At 53.2% G+C, this 19,443-nt stretch carries 19 protein-coding genes; 12 read left to right on the top strand and 7 right to left on the bottom strand.

Annotated elements, in window-relative coordinates; all coding sequences use genetic code 11:
* Positions 1-373: 373 nt before the first annotated feature.
* The 3 genes from CA13_RS29180 (at position 374) to CA13_RS29170 (ending at position 4,390) form a co-directional block, all read left to right on the top strand.
* Entirely contained in the window at positions 374-1,090 is a 717-nt protein-coding gene (locus CA13_RS29180; RefSeq protein ID WP_419194974.1) for a leucine-rich repeat domain-containing protein, read from the top strand.
* 514 nt (positions 1,091-1,604) lie between these two features.
* A complete protein-coding gene (locus CA13_RS29175; RefSeq protein ID WP_146402673.1) occupies positions 1,605-2,720 on the top strand; it encodes a hypothetical protein in 1,116 nt (371 codons plus the stop codon).
* The gene (locus tag CA13_RS29170; RefSeq protein ID WP_419194973.1) at positions 2,717-4,390 is read left to right on the top strand and encodes a WD40 repeat domain-containing protein; all 1,674 of its coding nucleotides are present in this window, start codon (positions 2,717-2,719) and stop codon (positions 4,388-4,390) included. The genes CA13_RS29175 and CA13_RS29170 overlap by 4 nt, the downstream gene beginning before the upstream one ends.
* Positions 4,391-4,392: 2 nt before the next feature.
* Here CA13_RS29170 and CA13_RS29165 read toward each other — a convergent pair whose 3' ends face one another.
* The 3 genes from CA13_RS29165 to CA13_RS29155 all read right to left on the bottom strand — a co-directional run bounded on the left by CA13_RS29165 (position 4,393) and on the right by CA13_RS29155 (position 7,335).
* Positions 4,393-5,373 (bottom strand): hypothetical protein, encoded by a 981-nt coding sequence (locus tag CA13_RS29165; RefSeq protein WP_146402671.1) that lies wholly within the window; start codon positions 5,371-5,373, stop codon positions 4,393-4,395.
* A 267-nt stretch (positions 5,374-5,640) separates the two neighbouring features.
* Positions 5,641-6,696, bottom strand: coding sequence for a hypothetical protein (locus CA13_RS29160; RefSeq protein ID WP_146402669.1), 1,056 nt, complete (start codon positions 6,694-6,696; stop codon positions 5,641-5,643).
* 396 nt (positions 6,697-7,092) lie between these two features.
* Positions 7,093-7,335, bottom strand: coding sequence for a hypothetical protein (locus CA13_RS29155; protein WP_146402667.1), 243 nt, complete (start codon positions 7,333-7,335; stop codon positions 7,093-7,095).
* Between the two features lie 258 nt (positions 7,336-7,593).
* On the opposite strand from CA13_RS29155, the gene CA13_RS29150 reads away from it, so the two are divergent.
* The 3 genes from CA13_RS29150 (at position 7,594) to CA13_RS29140 (ending at position 9,496) form a co-directional block, all read left to right on the top strand.
* Positions 7,594-8,163, top strand: a complete 570-nt coding sequence (locus CA13_RS29150; RefSeq protein ID WP_146402665.1) for a hypothetical protein — start codon at positions 7,594-7,596, stop codon at positions 8,161-8,163.
* A gap of 632 nt (positions 8,164-8,795) precedes the next feature.
* Positions 8,796-9,065, top strand: a complete 270-nt coding sequence (locus CA13_RS29145) for a PIN domain-containing protein (RefSeq protein ID WP_146402664.1) — start codon at positions 8,796-8,798, stop codon at positions 9,063-9,065.
* A 251-nt stretch (positions 9,066-9,316) separates the two neighbouring features.
* Complete coding sequence (locus tag CA13_RS29140) at positions 9,317-9,496, top strand: hypothetical protein (RefSeq protein WP_146402662.1); 180 nt, start codon at positions 9,317-9,319, stop codon at positions 9,494-9,496.
* Between the two features lie 337 nt (positions 9,497-9,833).
* Here the strand turns inward: CA13_RS29140 and CA13_RS29135 are convergent, their stop codons facing one another.
* Positions 9,834-11,096 (bottom strand): IS110 family RNA-guided transposase, encoded by a 1,263-nt coding sequence (locus CA13_RS29135; protein ID WP_146402660.1) that lies wholly within the window; start codon positions 11,094-11,096, stop codon positions 9,834-9,836.
* Between the two features lie 140 nt (positions 11,097-11,236).
* Between CA13_RS29135 and CA13_RS29130 the strand changes: the two genes are divergently transcribed.
* Together CA13_RS29130 and CA13_RS29125 are read left to right on the top strand one after the other, a co-directional pair.
* The gene (locus CA13_RS29130; RefSeq protein WP_146402658.1) at positions 11,237-11,437 is read left to right on the top strand and encodes a hypothetical protein; all 201 of its coding nucleotides are present in this window, start codon (positions 11,237-11,239) and stop codon (positions 11,435-11,437) included.
* A gap of 113 nt (positions 11,438-11,550) precedes the next feature.
* A complete protein-coding gene (locus tag CA13_RS29125) occupies positions 11,551-13,584 on the top strand; it encodes a type IV secretory system conjugative DNA transfer family protein (protein WP_146402656.1) in 2,034 nt (677 codons plus the stop codon).
* Here the strand turns inward: CA13_RS29125 and CA13_RS29120 are convergent.
* Positions 13,528-13,953 carry a hypothetical protein gene (locus CA13_RS29120; RefSeq protein ID WP_146402654.1) on the bottom strand — a complete coding sequence of 142 codons (426 nt, stop codon included), beginning with the start codon at positions 13,951-13,953 and terminating at the stop codon, positions 13,528-13,530. The two genes, CA13_RS29125 and CA13_RS29120, sit on opposite strands and share 57 nt — an antisense overlap.
* Positions 13,954-14,231: 278 nt before the next feature.
* On the opposite strand from CA13_RS29120, the gene CA13_RS35835 reads away from it, so the two are divergent.
* Together CA13_RS35835 and CA13_RS29115 are read left to right on the top strand one after the other, a co-directional pair.
* Positions 14,232-14,510: a hypothetical protein gene (locus CA13_RS35835; protein ID WP_419194972.1), complete on the top strand. Its 279-nt coding sequence runs from the start codon at positions 14,232-14,234 to the stop codon at positions 14,508-14,510.
* A complete protein-coding gene (locus tag CA13_RS29115; protein WP_419194971.1) occupies positions 14,491-15,318 on the top strand; it encodes a hypothetical protein in 828 nt (275 codons plus the stop codon). The genes CA13_RS35835 and CA13_RS29115 overlap by 20 nt, the downstream gene beginning before the upstream one ends.
* 230 nt (positions 15,319-15,548) lie before the next feature.
* Here CA13_RS29115 and CA13_RS29110 read toward each other — a convergent pair whose 3' ends face one another.
* A complete protein-coding gene (locus CA13_RS29110) occupies positions 15,549-15,749 on the bottom strand; it encodes a hypothetical protein (RefSeq protein ID WP_146402651.1) in 201 nt (66 codons plus the stop codon).
* 112 nt (positions 15,750-15,861) lie between these two features.
* On the opposite strand from CA13_RS29110, the gene CA13_RS29105 reads away from it, so the two are divergent.
* Positions 15,862-16,848, top strand: coding sequence for an SGNH/GDSL hydrolase family protein (locus CA13_RS29105; RefSeq protein ID WP_146402649.1), 987 nt, complete (start codon positions 15,862-15,864; stop codon positions 16,846-16,848).
* A gap of 55 nt (positions 16,849-16,903) precedes the next feature.
* On the opposite strand, the gene CA13_RS29100 is transcribed toward CA13_RS29105, so the two are convergent.
* Positions 16,904-17,869, bottom strand: coding sequence for a M90 family metallopeptidase (locus CA13_RS29100; RefSeq protein ID WP_419194970.1), 966 nt, complete (start codon positions 17,867-17,869; stop codon positions 16,904-16,906).
* 284 nt (positions 17,870-18,153) lie between these two features.
* On the opposite strand from CA13_RS29100, the gene CA13_RS29095 reads away from it, so the two are divergent.
* The gene (locus CA13_RS29095; protein ID WP_146402645.1) at positions 18,154-18,921 is read left to right on the top strand and encodes a platelet-activating factor acetylhydrolase IB subunit; all 768 of its coding nucleotides are present in this window, start codon (positions 18,154-18,156) and stop codon (positions 18,919-18,921) included.
* The last annotated feature ends 522 nt before the right edge of the window (positions 18,922-19,443 follow it).

Here is a 19,443-nt window from a genome sequence, read left to right as displayed (position 1 = left end):
CCGACTTCGGTGTGTCCAGACGCTGGCGACCGCTGCACGGAGGCAAGCGAGTTCAGGCTCCTCGGTTGATGCAACCGACGCGAGTTGCGAGATTTCGTTAGCCGCATCGGTGTGTGCGGTTCAACGAGGATGGCCAAGACCGCCGTTTCCGAGATTCCGCATCATAATGTGTTGTACAGGACCATTGCCCCGAAGAATTCGGACTGGCTGGATCATGTGTGGTCGCCTGCTTTGGGAAGGATCCTTTGAACTGATTCAACACTCGAGCAGTTTCGCCGTTGTAGAATTCTTCTTCGCCAGTTGCCACGCGCACTTTCCATTGTGGATTTGTGCCGCGATGTCGCGGGAATTTGATAGGAAAGGACTAGGACTAATGCCCAATCAACTCTGCATTTTGATGCTTGTCGTCTCGATTCTGTATCCTGAACAATTGACGGCTTTGCTCAAGTCTCTTCAAGCAACAACTGAGCGGGGCAAGGACGGCGCGATCGTTCGAATTGCTCTATCCCAAAGCGATGTAACGGACGACGATCTTTCCATTATCGCCTCGGCTGAGCAACTACGCAAACTCGATCTGTACGGGACCAACATTTCGGATGCTGGTTTGATTCATGTTTCAAAACTCCGAAACCTAGAGTCCCTCAATCTCGGTTTTTGCAATAGATTGACCAACCGAAGTATGGACAGCATCGTCAAATTAAGGCGGCTCAAGTATCTCAATCTTGGCTTCTGCCGTCGCATTTCTGACGATGCTTTTCAACAACTTGCCGCGTTAACTGAACTGGAAACGCTAAACCTCTCCTTGACCAGCGCGAGCGATAACTCGCTTAAGCATATTGCCATGCTGAAAAAGCTCGATGCACTTGATCTGGATGGCACCACCACCACAAACGAAGGATTAAAACCATTGATCGCGTTTCCTAAACTTCGCTCGTTGCGATTGGTGGGGACGCCCATTTCAGACGACGCCATTGAACACTTGGCGAAGTTGAGCACGTTGCGTCATCTTTACGTCAAGGACACAAGGCTAACGCAACGAGGACTGATGAAACTAGAGCAAGAGATGCCGGACTGCCGAATCATTCGATGAACTGGGTATAGTTTGCCCCTCAATTGTTGTCATTGGGCGAGAGATGCAGGATGGATTGGCGACAGTGTCAAGACCGCAGCGTTCTCGTGTTTGATCTGCGTCGGTGACTTGACCGACGACCATCTGAGATTCAACTTCGAGCTGGCGATCGATGCAACCTCTCGCACGAAAACCATCTGTATGTGGCGAGGTTAACGTCCAGATAGCGTCCCTTGGGCGAAATTTGCAACAGCCGTGCCTGTTAACGATCGTCGTCCGACCTCGCAACGGTCGGCGTCATGTCAAGCTCCGATCGGCGGCACGATTCTGCTCGTCGCGTTTTTTGCCGCCAATTCTGCGTGCGTAGCTTCACCCTTTTGCCAACCGTTGGATGGCCGTTGCTGTAGATCTCTTTCGAGGCTTGGTTGCCTGTCAAATCGTTGCGAAATTTCAAATCAATGCGCACTATACTGTTACTGCCTGGCTCTGCACTAGAAACACATTGTGTCGCATATCCGTGAACGCTGATAATTCCATGACCGCCGTTTCTCGAACCGAAGAAAAAGAACCGTTGAGCGTGCTGCTGGTCCGACGTGCTTATCTAGTCGCCGTTTGGTTGTGGCTGTTGGTGTGCTTGCTGTTTCCGACTTGGACTGGCAAGAGCCATCGCTATGACAAGGGCAGCGAGCAGTGGCAAGTTAAAGGAGCGTTCGGCATTACTGGATCCGGAAACCCATTCACAAGTCATGCACCGATCTGGAATCCACCTCGCTCGTCCGGCGGTCTTCCTACGGCCGTTCGCTGGCCGCTGGCGCCGATCGAAGCAGAGCACAGCATTGAAATTCAAATTGCAGCGACGCTATGGCGATTTACCAACGGACTGTTCTTTGCCGGGCTCGTCGTCTTGGTTCTTCGCTGGACGAAGTGCGTTCAGGAATCGGATCGGGTCCTGTTGGTCGCCAGCGCGATCTCGGTCGCCCTGCTAACGGCCAACATTGTGTTGGCTGGGATCGGTGCGGCATCGATGGGGTACGCACTCATAAGTGAGGTTGTTCTCGGCGTTCTTGTCGTCGCGATGGCTTTGGGGCTCATCTTTGGTGGGTTTGTACTGCGGGTAGGTGAACGTAACGCATTGCCTCAGAAGGTGACTCCCGCGACCGAGGCGACATCGCCAGACTCTGTCGCCGTGACCGATCCCCCAAAGCCCTCCAAGACGTCTACGTTGTCCTCGATGCGAAGCTTGAATTGGTGGTGGCGAGTTCCTGCCTACCTGGTGTTTCAGTTTTTCGTCTGGGGTTTGGTCGCCAGCCCGTCGTGGCCAGTCGGTCGTGATGTCTTTGGCCCCTACCAGTTGGAACCGGATTCGGTGGTGATCGCGTATTGGATCCAGTTTATCTTGCTTCCTTTTCTCGCACGTCGTTTTCAGGTTTTCGGGCTGAGCCAGCTTTTTGTCATCGTGCTGATCTACGTCCTGCCCGATTGGCCGCGTGGCGGCAACGTCTTTGCGCCCTTCATTCGCGTGCCAGCGGGTGTCTGGCCACTGTTTTGGATACAGTTCGCCGCCACATTGGTGTTGTTCTGGCGCGCACCGTATCTGGTCAAACAGTTGACTAGCATGCGACGTCCAACAGCAAACGGAGCTTCGTCATGAGTCGGACGAATCGAGCCTTGCGTGATGTTGCTGTCTTTCTTTTTGCGACCACTTGCTTGATCGCATTGGCGGGCGGCGGGCTCGTTTGGAACGCGGGTCGAGTGCGCCAAAAACAAGCATTGAAAACACGAGTGCCGAATATCGATGATTCGGATATTCAGTCGACCGGCAAGCTTGCGGTTCAGCTTCCCGGCCACAGCAATCAGAATGTCGTCAATGCCAGGATGATGCCCGGTGAGAGCAAGTTGCGTTGGTGGTGGCCGACCAACAGTGAGTTTCTATATCTACTGAATCTAAACGGGGACAAAGTCGCCGTTGATCGCGTATCGGTGTTGACCGGTGAAGGCACTCGCATTGCCGAGCTAGAACAACGCTGGTACGACGACGGTTTTGGAACCGAAGATCGAATCTACCTGTTGCGAACGGACACTCGTGGGCGATACCAATTGATTGCCGACATCTATTCGATTTCAGAGAGTCGAGTGGTGGCAACCCGACCCCTGCTTAATTTGCCGCTTCATTTCGGAACGCGACCGCCGACAGCACTTTGGAACCCCAACGGATCGTCGGTGTCGTTGACAATGGTTCAATTCAGTCGGAATAACGAGCAATCGTTTCGCACCTATGTGATTGACTTGCAAACAGGTTTGCCAATCACGATGCCAGACTCGGAACCGTTTCTCGACAATCGGAGGGCTTTCGCTTTCAACAACGACGGAAGTCGGTTGTTTTTGATTCAAAACAATCGCGCCGCGTCGGCGGAAGCGGAGAATGAGGGGCGGTCCATTGTTGTGCTCGACATGCAGTCCGGTGAATCCGAATCAATCGCGATTCCCACACTTCCCCAGATGCTTCCCTTGGCCATCAGCGACGATGCAGAGAGTGTGGCGTTTGCGTTCCATTCAAGCGTTGAAATCTGGAATACGCGGACCGGCAAGAAAACGGCCGCCCTTCCTGCTCGTACCGATGACGGATCGATTGGGCAGGCCTTGAAGGTCGAGTTTTTTGCGGTGGGCGACTTTGTTGCGGTGGCTGACGAAAGAACGTTAAGCGTTTACACGACGGAAACAGGAACTCGGGTGAGTCGTTTCCCCGATGTACCCCCGAATGACCAGTCTCAGATCCTGCCGATCTTTCTTGGCCGCAACAATGGGGAGATTGTCGTGATCGGAACTTCATTCGAGGGCCTGGAATATCTATCTGATCCGGGGCTGTGGATGCATCGGACGGCGTTCAATGAAAAGGGCACGAGCGAGAAGAGTTCACCAACGACGGTTCCCGAATTGCCGGACGCCGTCGTTTGGGGCCAGGTGGAGTGGACCCCTTGGATGTCCAGCGACAACTATGACGCTGAATTCAAGAGACAAGTGGCGAACGGGAAATACCCGATCACGCTTGTCGGCAAGAACGATGGTGGCGAAAACCGGTTTCGCGGCCAGTTCATTGACTTGCCTGAGAATCTAGAGTTTTTCGCCCAGCACAATACGACCGAAAAGTTTCCACGTTTGCCCCAATTCCGCAATCGCAAAGGTCAACTGCGTAGCAGTGACAACCGCGTTTTCGGGCGTCAGAGACACGCCTATCGCGAAATCTGGCGCCAATGGTTCGTCGACCAGCAAGGAGCGACTCGCTACAACATCGTTTGGACCAAAGCGGCCGTCCCTAAGTAGCTCTATTGGTCAGTGGAAATCCGAATCAAATGCAGGTCGTTTTTTGTCGAGGGATCGGTATGCGGAATTCCATCGACGGTGGCAAGCACGAAACCACCGCTATCGGCGGCAAAGATCAGTGGGCGCAGCTTCAAGGGAGTGCCGGGGAGCGATAATACGTGTTGCTGGACCCGTTGGCGAGTTTCGGTGTCGAACACATTGACTCCGTTTCGCGTCGCGACGGCCATACGCTGACCACTCAAATCAAAGGCGACGGCGGGCTCCCAAGGGTGGTCCATATACGCCAATTCATCCCCCGAGACAAATTCTCGAATAGACTTTGTACTCGGATCGAACAGCTCAATTTTGGAACCTTTCGTGTTGGATTGGTGGCTGACAACAATCCAATCGTGATCACCACGATGACGCGACAGCGTGGTCACACTTTTGGTGTCGGGTGACAACAGGCTAACGACGCGAGTGGTGAGGTTCATCGAAGCGATTCCGCGTGCCTTTTCCTTGAAGCACCATCCCTCCAGTATCAGCGAGTCCTGCGACGAGCTGAAACCAATCGGAACCAACAGGTACTCGTCGAGCCGGTCATCCGGATAAGGGCTTGGTTGATCCAGTGATTTGACCTGCAGTGAACGACTCACCGTGTAACCACCATCACGCGGCGTGCGGACAGCCTGCACAAACGCCACTTTAGTGCGGTCGTCGCTCCACACAATGTGAGTGACCAGGCCCTTTTGCTTCGGCTTGACTGGTCGCAGAAACGCGAGCGTGGTGATCTTGATTCGCATCAAACGAGTCGTCGACCACGTGTCCGCGAACAACGTCTTTCCCTCCTTTGTTTCTGCTTGTCGCAACACGATGAATTGGTCGCCGTTGCCCACCACAGACCGGATGCCCGCCACATCCAAATCGATCAAGTGTTTACATTCGGTCGTTTTGAGATTCACCTGGTAGAGTGAAGGATTTTCACCGTCGGTACGCAGGATCATCAAACTTTCTCGATCAGCTGATAGCCAATTGAACATCTTGTTCGCGTGGAGTGGATAAAACTGCTCTCGGTCTTCGATAGTAGAAAACTGAAGTGATTGTCCAAAACGAGAAGGTCGCGCTGGGGAAATCTTGTTCAAGGCTTCCGTGGCTGCTTTGCGTACATTCCCGTATCTCGCCGTAGTCGCTAGCTCGAGAGCATCGATTGCTTCGCTCGCCTCCGGCCCTATCGCGCCTAGGGCACTTGCCGCCGCTGGTGCGAAATCCCATTAGTTTGGATACTCTTTCAACACAGTGATCAAGGCCGGAGCCGCTTCGATTGCGTCCAGTCCCCAATGCTGTAGCAGTTCGGCCGCGCCAATGGGTGCGTCCCAAGTGCCGCCGTTACTCCAGTGACGCTGGGAGCGATCAATCATAAACTCAGCGATCGGCTCGACGGCAAAGAGCCCTTCGTCCCCAGATCGGCCCAGCAGTTCATACAGGTCAGCACGTTGGGCTTCGTATCCCGGCAGAATCGCGAGGACGATCTTGCGACGAACGGTGACAGGCTGACCTTGATCCGCCACTGCGATCAGCAGTTCCTTCATCATGGAATCGGAGAAATGAACTCGCCCGCCCCCGCGCGGCGTTGAAATGAGCTCCACCGCCTTGAGTCGTACCGCCTCGTCAGGATGGGCAATCGCAATACGCACGAATGCTTCCGTCGAATTGCCTTCCCGCTGCGCATCGTACCACTGTCGAACCGTGGTCAACTGCGGTTGGTCGTCGGCGACCACGCCCTGAACGAAGGTTTCAAAAATGTCAGCGAGACCGTCGGTGGTTTCAACCGTGTCGTGGAAGACGGAAGTGTTAGTGCTGTAGCGGGGATGCGTCACCGTGACGACAAGTCGTGGCTGACCAGATTGGTCTTCCTTTCGCGAGTCGACCGATTCACGTGGCAGCAACTCAACATCAAACTTCAGAGTCCCCCGAGCTGAAACCTTGATGACGCAAGGAACGGTGGCATCTTGGAACTTGATCTGTCGATTCAATGTGATCGGTCTGTTTTCCAACGGATCACCCGACCGAGAATACCCCGTACCTTCGATGGCCACAAACGGACCGACGCGATCGACGATCGAGTCATTGGCAGGCAAGGCCGATAGGTGAGCTTTCAGTCGCTGCTGAACGTCTGCGACCGTGGTCGAATCCGATTCCTCAAATTCTCTTTCGAGATTCGCCTGTTGAAGCTGCGATTTTTCAACCAACCGAAACACAGCAGCGATTGCGACAGCAGCAATCACCAACGCGGTGGCAGCGACGAAGAATTCTAAGTAACGTTTCATGTCAGTTCTGAGCCATCAGCTACGGTTTTCGCCATTTAATTTTCAACTATCGAGCAAGCCAAGCGTAACGTCATAGCTTGAACGTCAGCCTTTCATGTATGCGCCTCTTGCGGCGAAAGCGACTCGCAATTTCCGGCAGAACATTCCGATTAGTCACCGCCTTTCCGTCCGAGAGATACTTCGGCCGCGAATTTGCACCCATTTCATTCTATCGAGACACGCTGCGAATTGCTAAAAACACTTGAGTGGGTCACCCGCAGTATCGGTTAGAGATTCGCAGGACCGCGTTGTCACAACACCAAGAATTGAAATTCTAGTTGGCGAACTCGTTATTCACCCGCAGGTGAGGGTGAGAATAAGTGGTCGAGGGCTGAACGGGACTTGGCTGATGCTCTTTCAGTTGATACCAGGGAATCCAATCGAAGAAATCCAAATAATCACGATTAACAAAACAACCGCAAGAACGATTCGCCGAATCGAGCCGCGTTTTGATGAGAACTTCGCGCCGCCATACAGCAACGTGACGATCATCATTGTCACACTCGCAGCCACGCCAAATCCCCAGTGCGAAGATTGTGGTCGAACACCTTGGATCAGTAGCACGACACAGATTGCCAACAACGTGGTGAAAGCAAGCAAGTGTTTAATTGGGAAGCGAGATCTCTGGATTGGCTGTTTTTCTTGAGGCACTCGCTCGTCTGACGGCATGGGCGCCACAAGGGAAGATGGTTCTTTATGAAAGAACCACTTTTCTAACCGCTGTTCCGGTCTCGTTCCACAAATCTGAGAATAGCTTGCGAGTTCCTTGACGATTTGAATCTCACTGCGGCACCTCAGGCCTTCCACGAGAATCTCCGTAAGCCCACGCAAAGCGGAGTGCGGCTGGATGCTAAAACGGTGCTGATTCGTTCGGCGATCGATGGTGACAAGGGCAATTCCGCGGCCATTGCTGATTTGTATAAGCCCGCCACTAACCTGCTTCGGTTGGACAAACCGAGAGCAATCGGTCAAGTCTTATTCGATAAACCCGAGCTCTTCAGAGTTTTTGAATCAACCATCAATTTATTGATCACTGATTGGTCACCTTCTGTCCGCATGGGTGCAATCAATATTTGCTTTCCGATTCTCAATCTCGATCGCAACAAGGCCGTTCAACTGTTCCTAGCGGGCTGTGATCTTGAAAGTACCCAACAACGCGATGGGATCCTAAGTTCGCACATCGCTAGCGATTTTCTGCGTTACGCTCTGCATTCGCATTCGAAAGAGCTTGCTCCAATCATTCTTTCCATGAAGAATTCTAGTCAACCTGAATTACAAATGACTGGGGCGCAGTGGATCATTTCGGAACGGCTTCAGCATGGTGCGTTTGAGGAGGAAATTGGGAGTTGCATAAAGGGTAGTGTGGAGCACCGAAAGTGGCTCCCACTCTCGTCAATGATCGCCCCGACGAATGTTTGGAACGCCTGAGGAGCCTCCAACGCAATACGTCGTAGAGCATCCGTTATCGGTTCGATAACGCCGTTACACGGATCAACCAGCGATCCGCCGCTCTTCAATGAGTACATGCTGATCGGGGCAGCATGTTGAAGGCGTTCCCGATCTCGGTAGTCGCTCGTTATCAAAGGAACTCGCACGTTGGCAACTCGTCGAACCAGGTGCAGCACGGATTCGTGTCCTAGTTCATCTTTAAGATTCGCCCATCGAAGGACATGGGACAGGATCAGAAATGGGGTGATGTCGCCATAAGTGTAGCTCCCGCCCTCTTCGATAGAGTCTTGAACCAGCTCCGAGGAAATCTCGATCGGCTCGCGTCCCTCCACCAAAATAGCAAACCGAGCATCTGCGGGAATTTCGTGTATGGTTGGGGTTTGGTATCGCCCAGCTCCTCACCCTTTACCACCCGCGCCGCGGGAACTCTCCGCTTCGTAGCGATGTGGTATCGCGTTCGGACTCGCGGACTTCGGCTGTCGCCGACTGCGGAAAAGGCTTGAATCCGGCTGAGGGAAAAGGGCTTCGACAGGTCTCCCGCCCTGAGCTGTTCGCACACGAGGGGCGGGTTTACTTGTGACTTTCGCGGGGCAGCGTGCTATACTTTGAGCATGAATCCTAAACCACTTACATCGGACCTCGCTGAGGCGCTGCACGCCTCAGGCGACAAATTGCCTGTTGTGGATACCAGCGACCCGAACCGTGTGTTTGTTGTTGTTGACTTGGACGTTCACGAACGGGCCATGCAAGCGCTTCGCGAGCGCGAAGACTTGGCGGCGATCGACGAGGGGATTGCTCAAATGGAAGCCGGGCAGGGCATCCCGCTCGATGAAGCGTTCCAGAAGATCGACGATGAACTTGTTGCTAAGTTCGGTACATGAAATTCACCGTCCAATTGCTTCCTCGTTCACTTGAGGACATTTTGGCGTTTGCTTCTTGCTGGGCGACCGAACACCAGTCTCTTGAGCAGGCTCGAGCCTGGTCCGCTGCCGTTAAGAAGCAACACGAAAGCCTACAGGTGATGCCAGAGCGACTATGAAGTCCGTGGTTTGACCAGTGGCGACTGGCCGCTTTTTTGGAAGTTTTTCTACATCAGAGATTCTGTTGTTTTCTTCATGCGATAGAGGTGTGGATGTGGCGAGCCTCCGACTTTGGCGTTCGTGAGATTTGGCGAGATCCGATTCGGTACTATACGACTATTCGAGGTGTCGACGCTTTGACTTGGCCAGCCAAGTCTGTCAGTGACAGCGTCGTCTCATCATTCCTTGCAGTACTAACGAGTCGGCTTGATTCATTGGCTACTGCTGTATGATCCGATCGCGTGTGCTTATCGCGTTCGGGTCATCGCCAGTCACAGTCTTTGTCACGACCTAGCCAGAACGAACAGCATCCTGGGGCCACGCGGGTGAGTGATCTTGGCGAAGGCAGAGTCCTGATCGGGCTCAAGCTTTCTTCTCTTGGACGTCTTGGTCGGTCAGTCGCGATCCGGGAGCGACGCGGGGTTGGGTGGTGAAAGGTGGATTGAAAAGGCTTCCCTCGATTGTCACATTCGTTATCTCGAGGTTGATCTGGTTGGCAGATTGCCTCGGTCAGACATTCGTGGTCCCTCGAGGGAAGCGTGGCCTCGGAACAGAGGCCAGTGGCTTGGGTTAGGTTTTCATGGGTGAGCGACGGCTTTTGCGCCGTGGCGATTTCTTCGGTTGGCTCGCTGCTCGTTTGGGCTCTTCGCTGTGAATCGGCCCGGGCGGCTTCGGCTTGGCACGCTGCAGCGGACGGGCGGTTGCTCCGTTGCGAGGTGCCTCTTCCTTGCTGCCTGTCTTGGCTTTTTCCGTGGCGTCTTCATCGTTCGGTTCGGGGGCACCAACTTGCTCCACATCGGCAATCAGCTTCGACGCATTCCAGTTCGTTTCGTCCCTCATCATGGCCCAAGCAACCACCGCGATCTTGCGAGCCAGTGCGATGCCCGCTTTTTTACGGCGTGTGGTCGAGCCTCCGTGGATACGCTTGAACGTCAACTTGCTCCACTCGTTGTAACGCAGGCTCGCCCAGGCACATTCCAACAACATACTTCGCAGCATCCGTGGGCCGCGTTTGCTGATTCTTCCGGAGCGGTCCATCTCACCGGATTGATACTGCCGGGGTGTCATCCCGAGATAGCTAGAGATGTGGCGGGCGCTCTTGAAGCGGTGCGGATCATCGATTGTCGCCACGAGCATCTCAGCGGTTTTGCGTCCCACGCCGGGGATCGTCATCACTCGCTGGATGTGAGCGTTGTCGACTGCGAACAGCTCCAGACGCTGTTCAATCGATTCCATTTCGGTGATGAGTTCATCGAGTTGCTTCAGTTCGCTGTCGAGTTGTCCCTTCCAGAGGTCATCGGGGCCGCACTGGTCGATTGGTTTGCGGTGGGAGTCGATGTGGGCGCGGCCGGTGTTCCAGGCTCGTGCTCCAGTGTCGATCTCGATGCCGCGGTTGGCGAAGGTCGAGCGGATGCCATTTTTGATTCGGGTGATCCGGTAGTCGAGGTTTTTTCGATACTTGATGATCGCTCGCTGTTCGCGGATCTCGGGACTAGGGACGTGCACGGACGTAAGATCTTTCATCATGGCCATTTTGGCCAACCTCAGTGCGTCGTCTCGATCGGTCTTTCGCTTGGTATTCTTCCAGGACCATGCTTCGTCGTTGGTGCTGCAGACGATGGTTTTGAGTTTTCTCTGGTGACAAACATCGCTGATCCACCCGGACGGGCCGCAGGCTTCCATGACGACGAGGTCGATATCGTTGGACTCGAACAGGTGATTGACGTGAGAGACCTTGGTGAGGATGGTTTCGAATCGGTAGGTCTGATTTTCGGTATCGAAGAAGCAGGCCACCGACTTGAACTTGCCGAGGTCGAGCGAACAGATTATCATGGGACAGTTCCGTGGTTTGAGGTGTCAACGTGTTAAGAGCGATTGATTGTGACCGATCGAGAGATCGAGATCACGGCCTGGTCAGCAGGTGTATCCAGCCGACTCGCCTCAAACCACGGACTTCATGGATTCTTTTTGAATTGGTACTGGAGAACTCCAAGCGATCCTTGGAACTCCGGCAACAGCCCGTTGGCGTGGGAACACGTAAGACGTATCGGGCGATCTACACCATCCAGGACAACACCGTTTATGTCCTGACGGTTCGCCGCAGCTCCCAGGATACGTTGAGTGCAGCCGAGCTGGACGATGTTTTGGCAGAACTCAAGCAGTTTCGAGAGTAACGCTTCCGTTTCGGTGGATGCCGTACGGTGGCGGCACGGTGCCCGTCTCAAAGTATGGGCATTGCTTTGCTCTTGGTGACGGCGAGTGCTAGTCTTTTTTGGCTTTGCTACTCGTGTTGACTTCCACGGCCGGAAACGAAAGGGGGATTCGCTATAGCGAGCAGGTCTTTGCCAACCTTGGGCGTTACCCGTTCACGCTTCTTGTCTTGCCTGTGGATGGTTCCGCTACGCTGGCCGTGCAGTGCAAGGCCAAGCATCACCACGCGATCGGCAGAGAGCTGCAGGCAGCTTACCCGGACTTGAGGATTTCCAAGACAGACGACGCTATTCTCAAGCCGATCAACCGTCGGCGATCGAAGTCCCTGACACTTTGGCCGTGTTACTTCTCTTTGCGGCCGTACGGTGCGTTTTGGAATGAAGCGGATCGCTCGGTAACCGATCCGATCGCTTCACTCTTGGCTGCGATCGCTCCCGACGGCAATCCGGTTCGGGCAATGATCGCATTGCAGTGCAAGCCTCTCTCGTTTTTGAGACGTAAACTTTTCGCTCGCAGGTGCGAGAAGAAGGGGGATCCGGAGAAGCCGAACCATCAGGTTTATCGCTGCCGGTTACGCGTCAGTGTCGACGCACCACGTCGCGAGTCACGTCTTGCCAAAGAGCGGCTTAGTGAAGTGCGTGCGGTGTTTGGTCAGTACGAATCTGGGACGCCGGCGTCGTTCTACGCGATCCCGTTCTATCCGTTTATGTTCGCTTTAAATGATGTCGAGCTTGCCACCATATGGCACCCTTCGACCGTGAATGTTAAAGCCACGAAGATGAAAACCAACGACTCGAGGGAGCTGGAAGCTCCCTTGCACATCGGCTCAGAAAAGGAAGCGGGGACGGCTGTACTGGGGACGCTGGCGTTTCGTGGCGATCGGCAGCCGTTTGGGATCAAACGTGACGATCGACGTCGCCACTTGGCAATCATCGGGAAAACCGGCATGGGGAAGTCGACTTTGCTGCAGCAATTGATTGTGTCTGACATGGCGGCGGGTCGTGGCGTGGGTTTGATCGACCCTCACGGAGACCTGGCCGATGAGGTTCTGAAGTTTGTTCCGAAGCACCGAACGGGAGACGTTTTACTTCTCGACGCTGGCGAGCGCGCGTTCCCGCCGGCTTGCAATCCGCTGCATTGCGGGCAGGGAACCGACACCAGCTTGACCGCGTCAGGTGTCGTTTCTGCATTCAAGAAGCTGTATGGAGATAGTTGGGGGCCGAGGCTAGAACACATCCTTCGCAATTCCGTTTTGGCTTTGGTGGAGGTGAAGGGGACGTCGCTGATTTCGTTGATGCGAATGCTCAGCGATGAGAAGTTTCGCGAGTCGATCGTCAACCAGGTTGACGACCCTTTGGTGAGAGCATTTTGGCTTGATGAATTCGCCAACAAACCGGCTAAGTGGAAAGAGGAAGCCGTTGCCCCCATCCAGAATAAAGTTGGCCAGTTTCTGGCTAGTCCATTGCTCAGATCCATCGTCGGCCAGGTGCCAGGCCGAATTGATCTACGTCAGGCGATGGATCGAGAACGGATCGTCATAGTGAATCTCAGCAAAGGCCGTATCGGCGAGGATGCTTGCACCCTGCTGGGCGCGTTACTTGTCACGGGACTGCAGCAGGCTGCCATGAGTCGCAGTGACGTGCCTGAAGCACAACGGAAAGATTTTTACATGTACGTCGATGAATTTCAGAATTTCGCGACCGATTCTTTTGGCACGATACTAAGCGAGGCTCGGAAGTATCGCTTGAATCTAATCTTGGCGAATCAGTTCCTCGATCAGATGGAGGAGGGGACTCGGCAAGCGGTTTTTGGCAACGTGGGCTCGATGCTTTGTTTCCAGGTCGGCACGACCGACGCGGAGGTCCTTGCTCCGCAACTGGCGGGCGACGTGACACCACCTGACTTAGTCGCGTTACCGAAGTACCAAGCCTATGCTCGCCTGTTGGTCGATGGGATGCCGAGCAAGCCATTCTCTATGCAAACGATGCCACCGGCAAAGCTTCGCGGAGCTGATCGCAGCGAGATCATTCGTCGCACGTCACGGCGACAGTACTCACGTCCCATTGATTCCGTCCTCCGCGTCGCCGCCGGGGAGCTGCGGATCAGGTAGTGGGTGGGTGAAGTTGGTTTTGTTGGGGTCAATGAGGTCGCGAACTCGATCCCAATTCGCTCGTTGCTCGTGAACGTTCAAAATCAGGTTCACTAATTCCTCCCGGTCATCCTTATCTGGCGTCTTCTTCATTTCAGTGATCATTTGAGAGATGATCCAATCGGTGTTTTGATGCCAGGCTCGGCGTTCTCTTTCTATTTGTAAATCCAGCGAATCCTTGTGCATCTGGAGGATTTTTCTTTCGACAGCTTCATTCTCCGCTTGAATCTCTTCGATGCTAAGCCCTCGATCAGTGGACTCGTCTTCGTCCCCAATCATGTCGGCTAAGAAAGACAGAAATTCACGGTGTTCTTCTTCGTCATCGTCCACGACCGCACTCCCTTTTGATTGCTAGCGAAAACTGATTATACCCGACAGTAGATTTGCTGGCGTATTGAAAACCTGCCTGATTTGCTTGCATTTGCACAGGAACCTTGGCAGTGTTCTTCACCATGCCCGAACAGATGGAACTTGGCTTTCAAAGCGATCCTGATCGCCCACTGGCAAAGCATCCTGAGCTATCCAAGCAGAGCAAGCCACCACAATGACAAGGATCTTGAAAGAGTCTGCCACGGATTTGCTGACCGAGCTCGAAGAGAGAGCAGGAATTGACATCCGCTCCCCTCTTCGAAGCGGCAGCTTCTTTCATTTGCTGGCTGAAAATGTCGGGGATCGGATTTAGCGTGGCGTCAAACCCTAAATTTGCACCGTTTGAAAACGGTCGTCGCACGCCGAAGCGTCGGAGCGTGAGTCAGCAGTCCATTCTTGATGTGGTCAAGAAGTACGCGGCTCAAGTTGGCATTCAAGTTGATCGAGCAGGACGCTGCCTCGTCCAAACTCACTCCGATACCCTTCGGAGTGCGAATCATGGCTTGGCTGCAAACTGACCCGTCTGGAAATTTCCATCTTAGCTTCCGTTTCGGCGGCAAGAAGTTCAAACGATCCCTCAAAACAAAAGTCCAGTCCCAAGCCGATGGACGGCTGCACCGGCTGATTGAAAACATGCGTCTGGTTGAGAGTGGACGGCTGGAGATCCCACAGAACTCCGATGTGGCAACCTTTCTGCTATCCAATGAGCGGCTCGATGGCAAGCCAAAGGTCGTGCGGAGCGTCAATCTGTCCGAACTCTTCAAGACGTTCTACGACCAATTGCCCGCCGACGCCCTCGAAGACACGACCCTGAAAGGGATGAAGATCCACCAGCGTCATTTAGAGCGGCACCTCGGTCGCCGATACCGAATCCAGCATCTCGTCCGTGAAGACCTGCAAAAGTACGTCACAAAGCGATCTAAGGAGCCGGGGAATCGTGTTCGCACCGTTAGCCCAACGACCATCCGAAAGGAACTGGCAACCCTGCGAAGCATCCGGAACTGGGCCTTGGGCGAGAAATTGGTCATGACTCCGTTTCCCAACAAAGGTCTTCGCTACCCGAAGTCGTCCGAGAAACCACGTTTTCAAACGTGGGACGAAATCATCGCTCAATTGGAACGAGGCGGAATGTCTGATGCCGAAGTCGAGGATCTCTGGGATTGCTTATTCCCCCAAAGTCACGAAATCGATGAGCTACTTGAATTTGTTCGAACCAGTGCTTCACATCCCTTTATTTCCCAATGCTGTTCACTGCGGCTCACATTGGGGCAAGACGCAGCGAACTGCTTGAGTCGAAACTATGCGACTTCGATGCCACCCACATGACGATTCGCGAAAAAAACGTGTCAAAGGGAAACGTTCCACCCGCCGTGTTCCCGTTTCTGCCAAATTACGGCGAGTCTTTGATGATTGGCGAGCAATCCATCCAGGCGGCAACGACACATTCTGTATGAACGCGATTCCGCGAAGCAATGCCGGCCGACAAGGTGTTGAAACATTTTCAAGAACCGCATGGCTGAGGAACAAACGTGGGGATTCATGGATTATAAAACTCATCAGACCACGCCATCTTCACCGATCTGCCGTTTAATCTCGCGAAGAGCTTCGATGACATCATGGCCATTGATTTCAGGTTTTCGGAACGTGAATGCAACGGTCGCATGACGAGTTCGAAACGTCCGACGCTGCCAATTGGTTAGGCGTCCTGATTCCGTTGGCTTCTGGGATTCGTTCTTCCCGAGTAGCTCAACTAACACAGCAACTCTTTCTCAACGGAGGCGTGAGTGACGCCCACAGCGGTTGTGTTTCCAAGTAGTTTATAGCAATCGTGTCCCCGATCGACGAAACAACACAAAAGAGGATTCTTCGATGTATTTACGATTTGCCCTGCTTTTTACGATATGTCTGCCTGCTTATAGGCAGGTTTCGGCAGAGAATGACGCTCAACCGTTGCGAGTCTATTTTATCGGCAACAGTGTTACGGATACGATCCGGTACGGAGCCTTTGCTGAGTTGGCGGAATCACGTGACCAGTCCATCATTTGGGGCAGGCACATGATTCCCGGTGCGCCTTTAGAGTGGATCTATGATCATCCGGATAGTGGTTTCGCAGAGCAACCGTTTGGACATTATCCAAAGGCTCTTGGGGAATTCACTTGGGATGCCATTTCGGTACAACCTTTTGATCGGCACTTGCACGGCAAGAATGAGAAGGGCGAAGAACGGGGCGACGTCGAAATGATTCGTGACTTGGCCGAACGCGCCGCAAAGAAGAACCCCGAAGTTCAGATCTACATTTACGCGCGATGGCCACGCATTACCAGCAGCGGCAAAAGCCTCGAATTCGACAAGAACGACTACGATCCCGCAAATCCTGGCAGCGGAGCGGATCTATCCAAAGCAGACTCGTATGCAGATCGTTTCAACGCCAAATACACGGGTGGCTGGGATGCGACGAACGAGACTCGCGACTATTTCGATCAATTGTTGGATGAAGTCCGCGCGGTGACACCGTTCTTAGAGAAGCCTCCGAAACTTGTCCCCGTTGGCGACGTGATGCTGGCACTTCACAAAATGATGCAAGCTGGCCAAGTCGAAGGCTACACGAGCATCTACCAACTGTATCGTGACGGCATTCATCTGAACGAGATGGGGTCGTATTTGGTTGGATGTACGTTTTACGCGGTAATGCTCAATCAGTCGCCGGTTGGTTTGCCAACGGAACCCTATGGGACGCTCGATCCGGTGATAGCTGAAATCGTGCAGAAGACGGTTTGGAAAGTCGTGAGGCCTCGCCCCTCTGTTTACGATGGTCTTCCAAACATCCCAATGAAGGGTCAAACCCGGAGACGTTGAGGACAACCGTGACGCCAAATCCGATCCGCGATCTGCGTGGTTGTTTTCAAACAATTCACCCTACTCGCGGCAATCCCTTTTGGCGACGCAGTCGGCAACATCGCTTGTATTTTTTTCCGCTTCCACATGGACATGGTGCATTGCGTCCCACACGTTTGGGACGCGAGAAAATAGACCGCGATAGTAGGGATCGAGTATTCTGACGATACATCGACTCCATCATCTTGTACGTCTTGGGATCGCGTTGGGCCAAGATGGCGGGGGCTTCAAAGAAATACTCCGTCAGTACGGCAAAGTATTCCGCTTCGTTTGTAAAGGCGTAGTCATCGATGTGTTCGCTGCCATCAACCGGTCGTCTTAACTCCCCACCGACCCATTCAATCCACGGTCGTACAACTTCCTTAGGAATCCCTGCTGGAAGTCCATCGACCGATCCGTCCGCCTTGTCGACAAGATGAGCAAACTCATGAATGCCGACGTTTCGCTTGTCGCCTGAATTCGAAAAACCCGCTATCAGGGCAGGTTTAGAAAGGATCATTACGCCGCTGAGATGATTCACTCCGACCATACCTAACGTATTTTGGCCCGGGCCACCGCTCGTTTGATAATCCGAATCGAATGACCCTGGATAAATCAGAATCTCTCCTAGACTTGAGTATTCCCAATCGTCAAATCCAAAGATCGGAATCACCGCACTGGCGGCAACCAAAACGCGACATACCTCGTCGACATCCGTGCGAACACCTGTGATTGGTTTTTCATCAAGGAATACCTTCACAAGGTTTCGAAAGCGATCTTTCTTAGCCTCGTCGAGTGCTCGAAAGAAATCGACCCGTGATTGTAGTTCCTGTTCCCAAACCTCAGGGAACGGAGATTGCATGACCTTCAGACGTTGCTGAGTCCTTCGCCGTACAATCCAGTAGACCGCAACAACAAGCGGAAAAGCGAGAAATGCGTATGGATTGAAATAGCCAACGATCGCGACAAGCATGGTAGTGATCCCCGCAAGGATCAGCGCCATGGTACGATTTCGACGATTTGAATGGGGAGTGACTAGCATCTGTTTGGCTAAATAATATGTGACCACACGTGACCGAAGACAATTCGATTGTCCTTACAAAGATGTTTCCACGGTCCAGGCCCGTAACGAAACCTCTCGTGCTACAATTGGAGCGATACTACCATAACGGATCCCTCCAAAATTTCCCTCCCACTATCCCGATGTCTTGCATTTTCATGCGTCTCACGTCTTGAATTTGTCGAGTCGCGGATCCTCAATCAAGTAAAGTTTCGAAGGAATTTCAAATGAACCTGAATCGCCACTTAGCTGTTCTCATCATGCCGTTTCTCTTGTGGGGGTCCCACTCGATTCTACTTACACAGGGCGTTGCTCAAGACACGGCGGTGCTGATTGAAGCATTGGATCCTGAGGTTCAAACGGCCGAATGGGCGATCCAATGGTGGATGCCGCGACACGAAGAGAAGCTGAAGGAACTTAAGGGGTTGGATTCGGTTGATTTGTTAATGATCGGCGACTCAATCACACACGGATGGGAAGGCGGTGGAAAGACGGTTTGGAAAAAATACTACTCGAAGCGAAACGCTTTCAATATTGGATTCTCGGGCGATCGCACAGAACAAGTTTTGTGGCGACTCGATCATGGCGAGATCGATGGGATTGCCCCCAAGGCTGCGGTTGTCATGATCGGCACGAACAACACGGGCCATCGCAAAGATCCTCCTGAAGAGACGGCTGCTGGTATCAAAGCGATTGTGGATCAACTTGGCGAAAAGCTGCCGGATATGAAAGTACTACTGCTGGCGATTTTCCCTCGCGGCGAGTCGGCCGACGACGAACTTCGATTAATTAATGACGCGATCAATCAACGAATTTCTAACCTGGCTGACGACAAACGTGTTTTCTATTTGGACATCAGCGACAAGTTTCTCGAAGATGACGGCAAGCTTCCAAAGTCAATCATGCCAGACCGGTTGCACCCAAATCCCGATGGATACGAAATTTGGGCGGAGGCAATGGAACCGACGCTCGCAAAGTTGCTAGGTGAAAAATAGCGACAAATGTTTGCCGCTCCGTTACGTATTGTGAAGCAAAACGTATTGTGAAGCAAAACGTATTGTGAAGCACAACGCGTTGTTGGTATTTCCGCCTGCACCCCATAGTGGAACGCTGTGTTGGGGAAACCGAAGTGAATCACCGATACGTGCGATAAGGAAAGAAACATCAATGGTTTTGAGTTTGTTCGCCGGGCAACGATAACAATCGCGATGTTTCGGCTGATCACCGTGCCAGCCGTGACAGAGCAACCGCTGAGTCCACCGAACGGCTGAGCCGACGGATCGGTTTTGGACAATGGAATTCGCATTCAACACTCGCGACCCGGTGGTGATAGGTCCATGCTCTTAATGGCTCGCGGATACTCTGACGAAGGTCTTTGCTGGGTCGATTTGGCCAGCGTCCTCAAAGCGAACAACGACATCACGCTGGCTGACGCACGCTAGCACAGACTCACTGACCCACGAGTCCTCGGCTGTTTACTCGGTTAATCCGATTCGGTGTTGGAGCAATACGGGCCC

It is taken from the genome of Novipirellula herctigrandis (assembly GCA_007859835.1).
GTDB lineage: Bacteria > Planctomycetota > Planctomycetia > Pirellulales > Pirellulaceae > Novipirellula_A > Novipirellula_A herctigrandis.
This window is presented reverse-complemented; position numbering and strand designations above follow the sequence as displayed.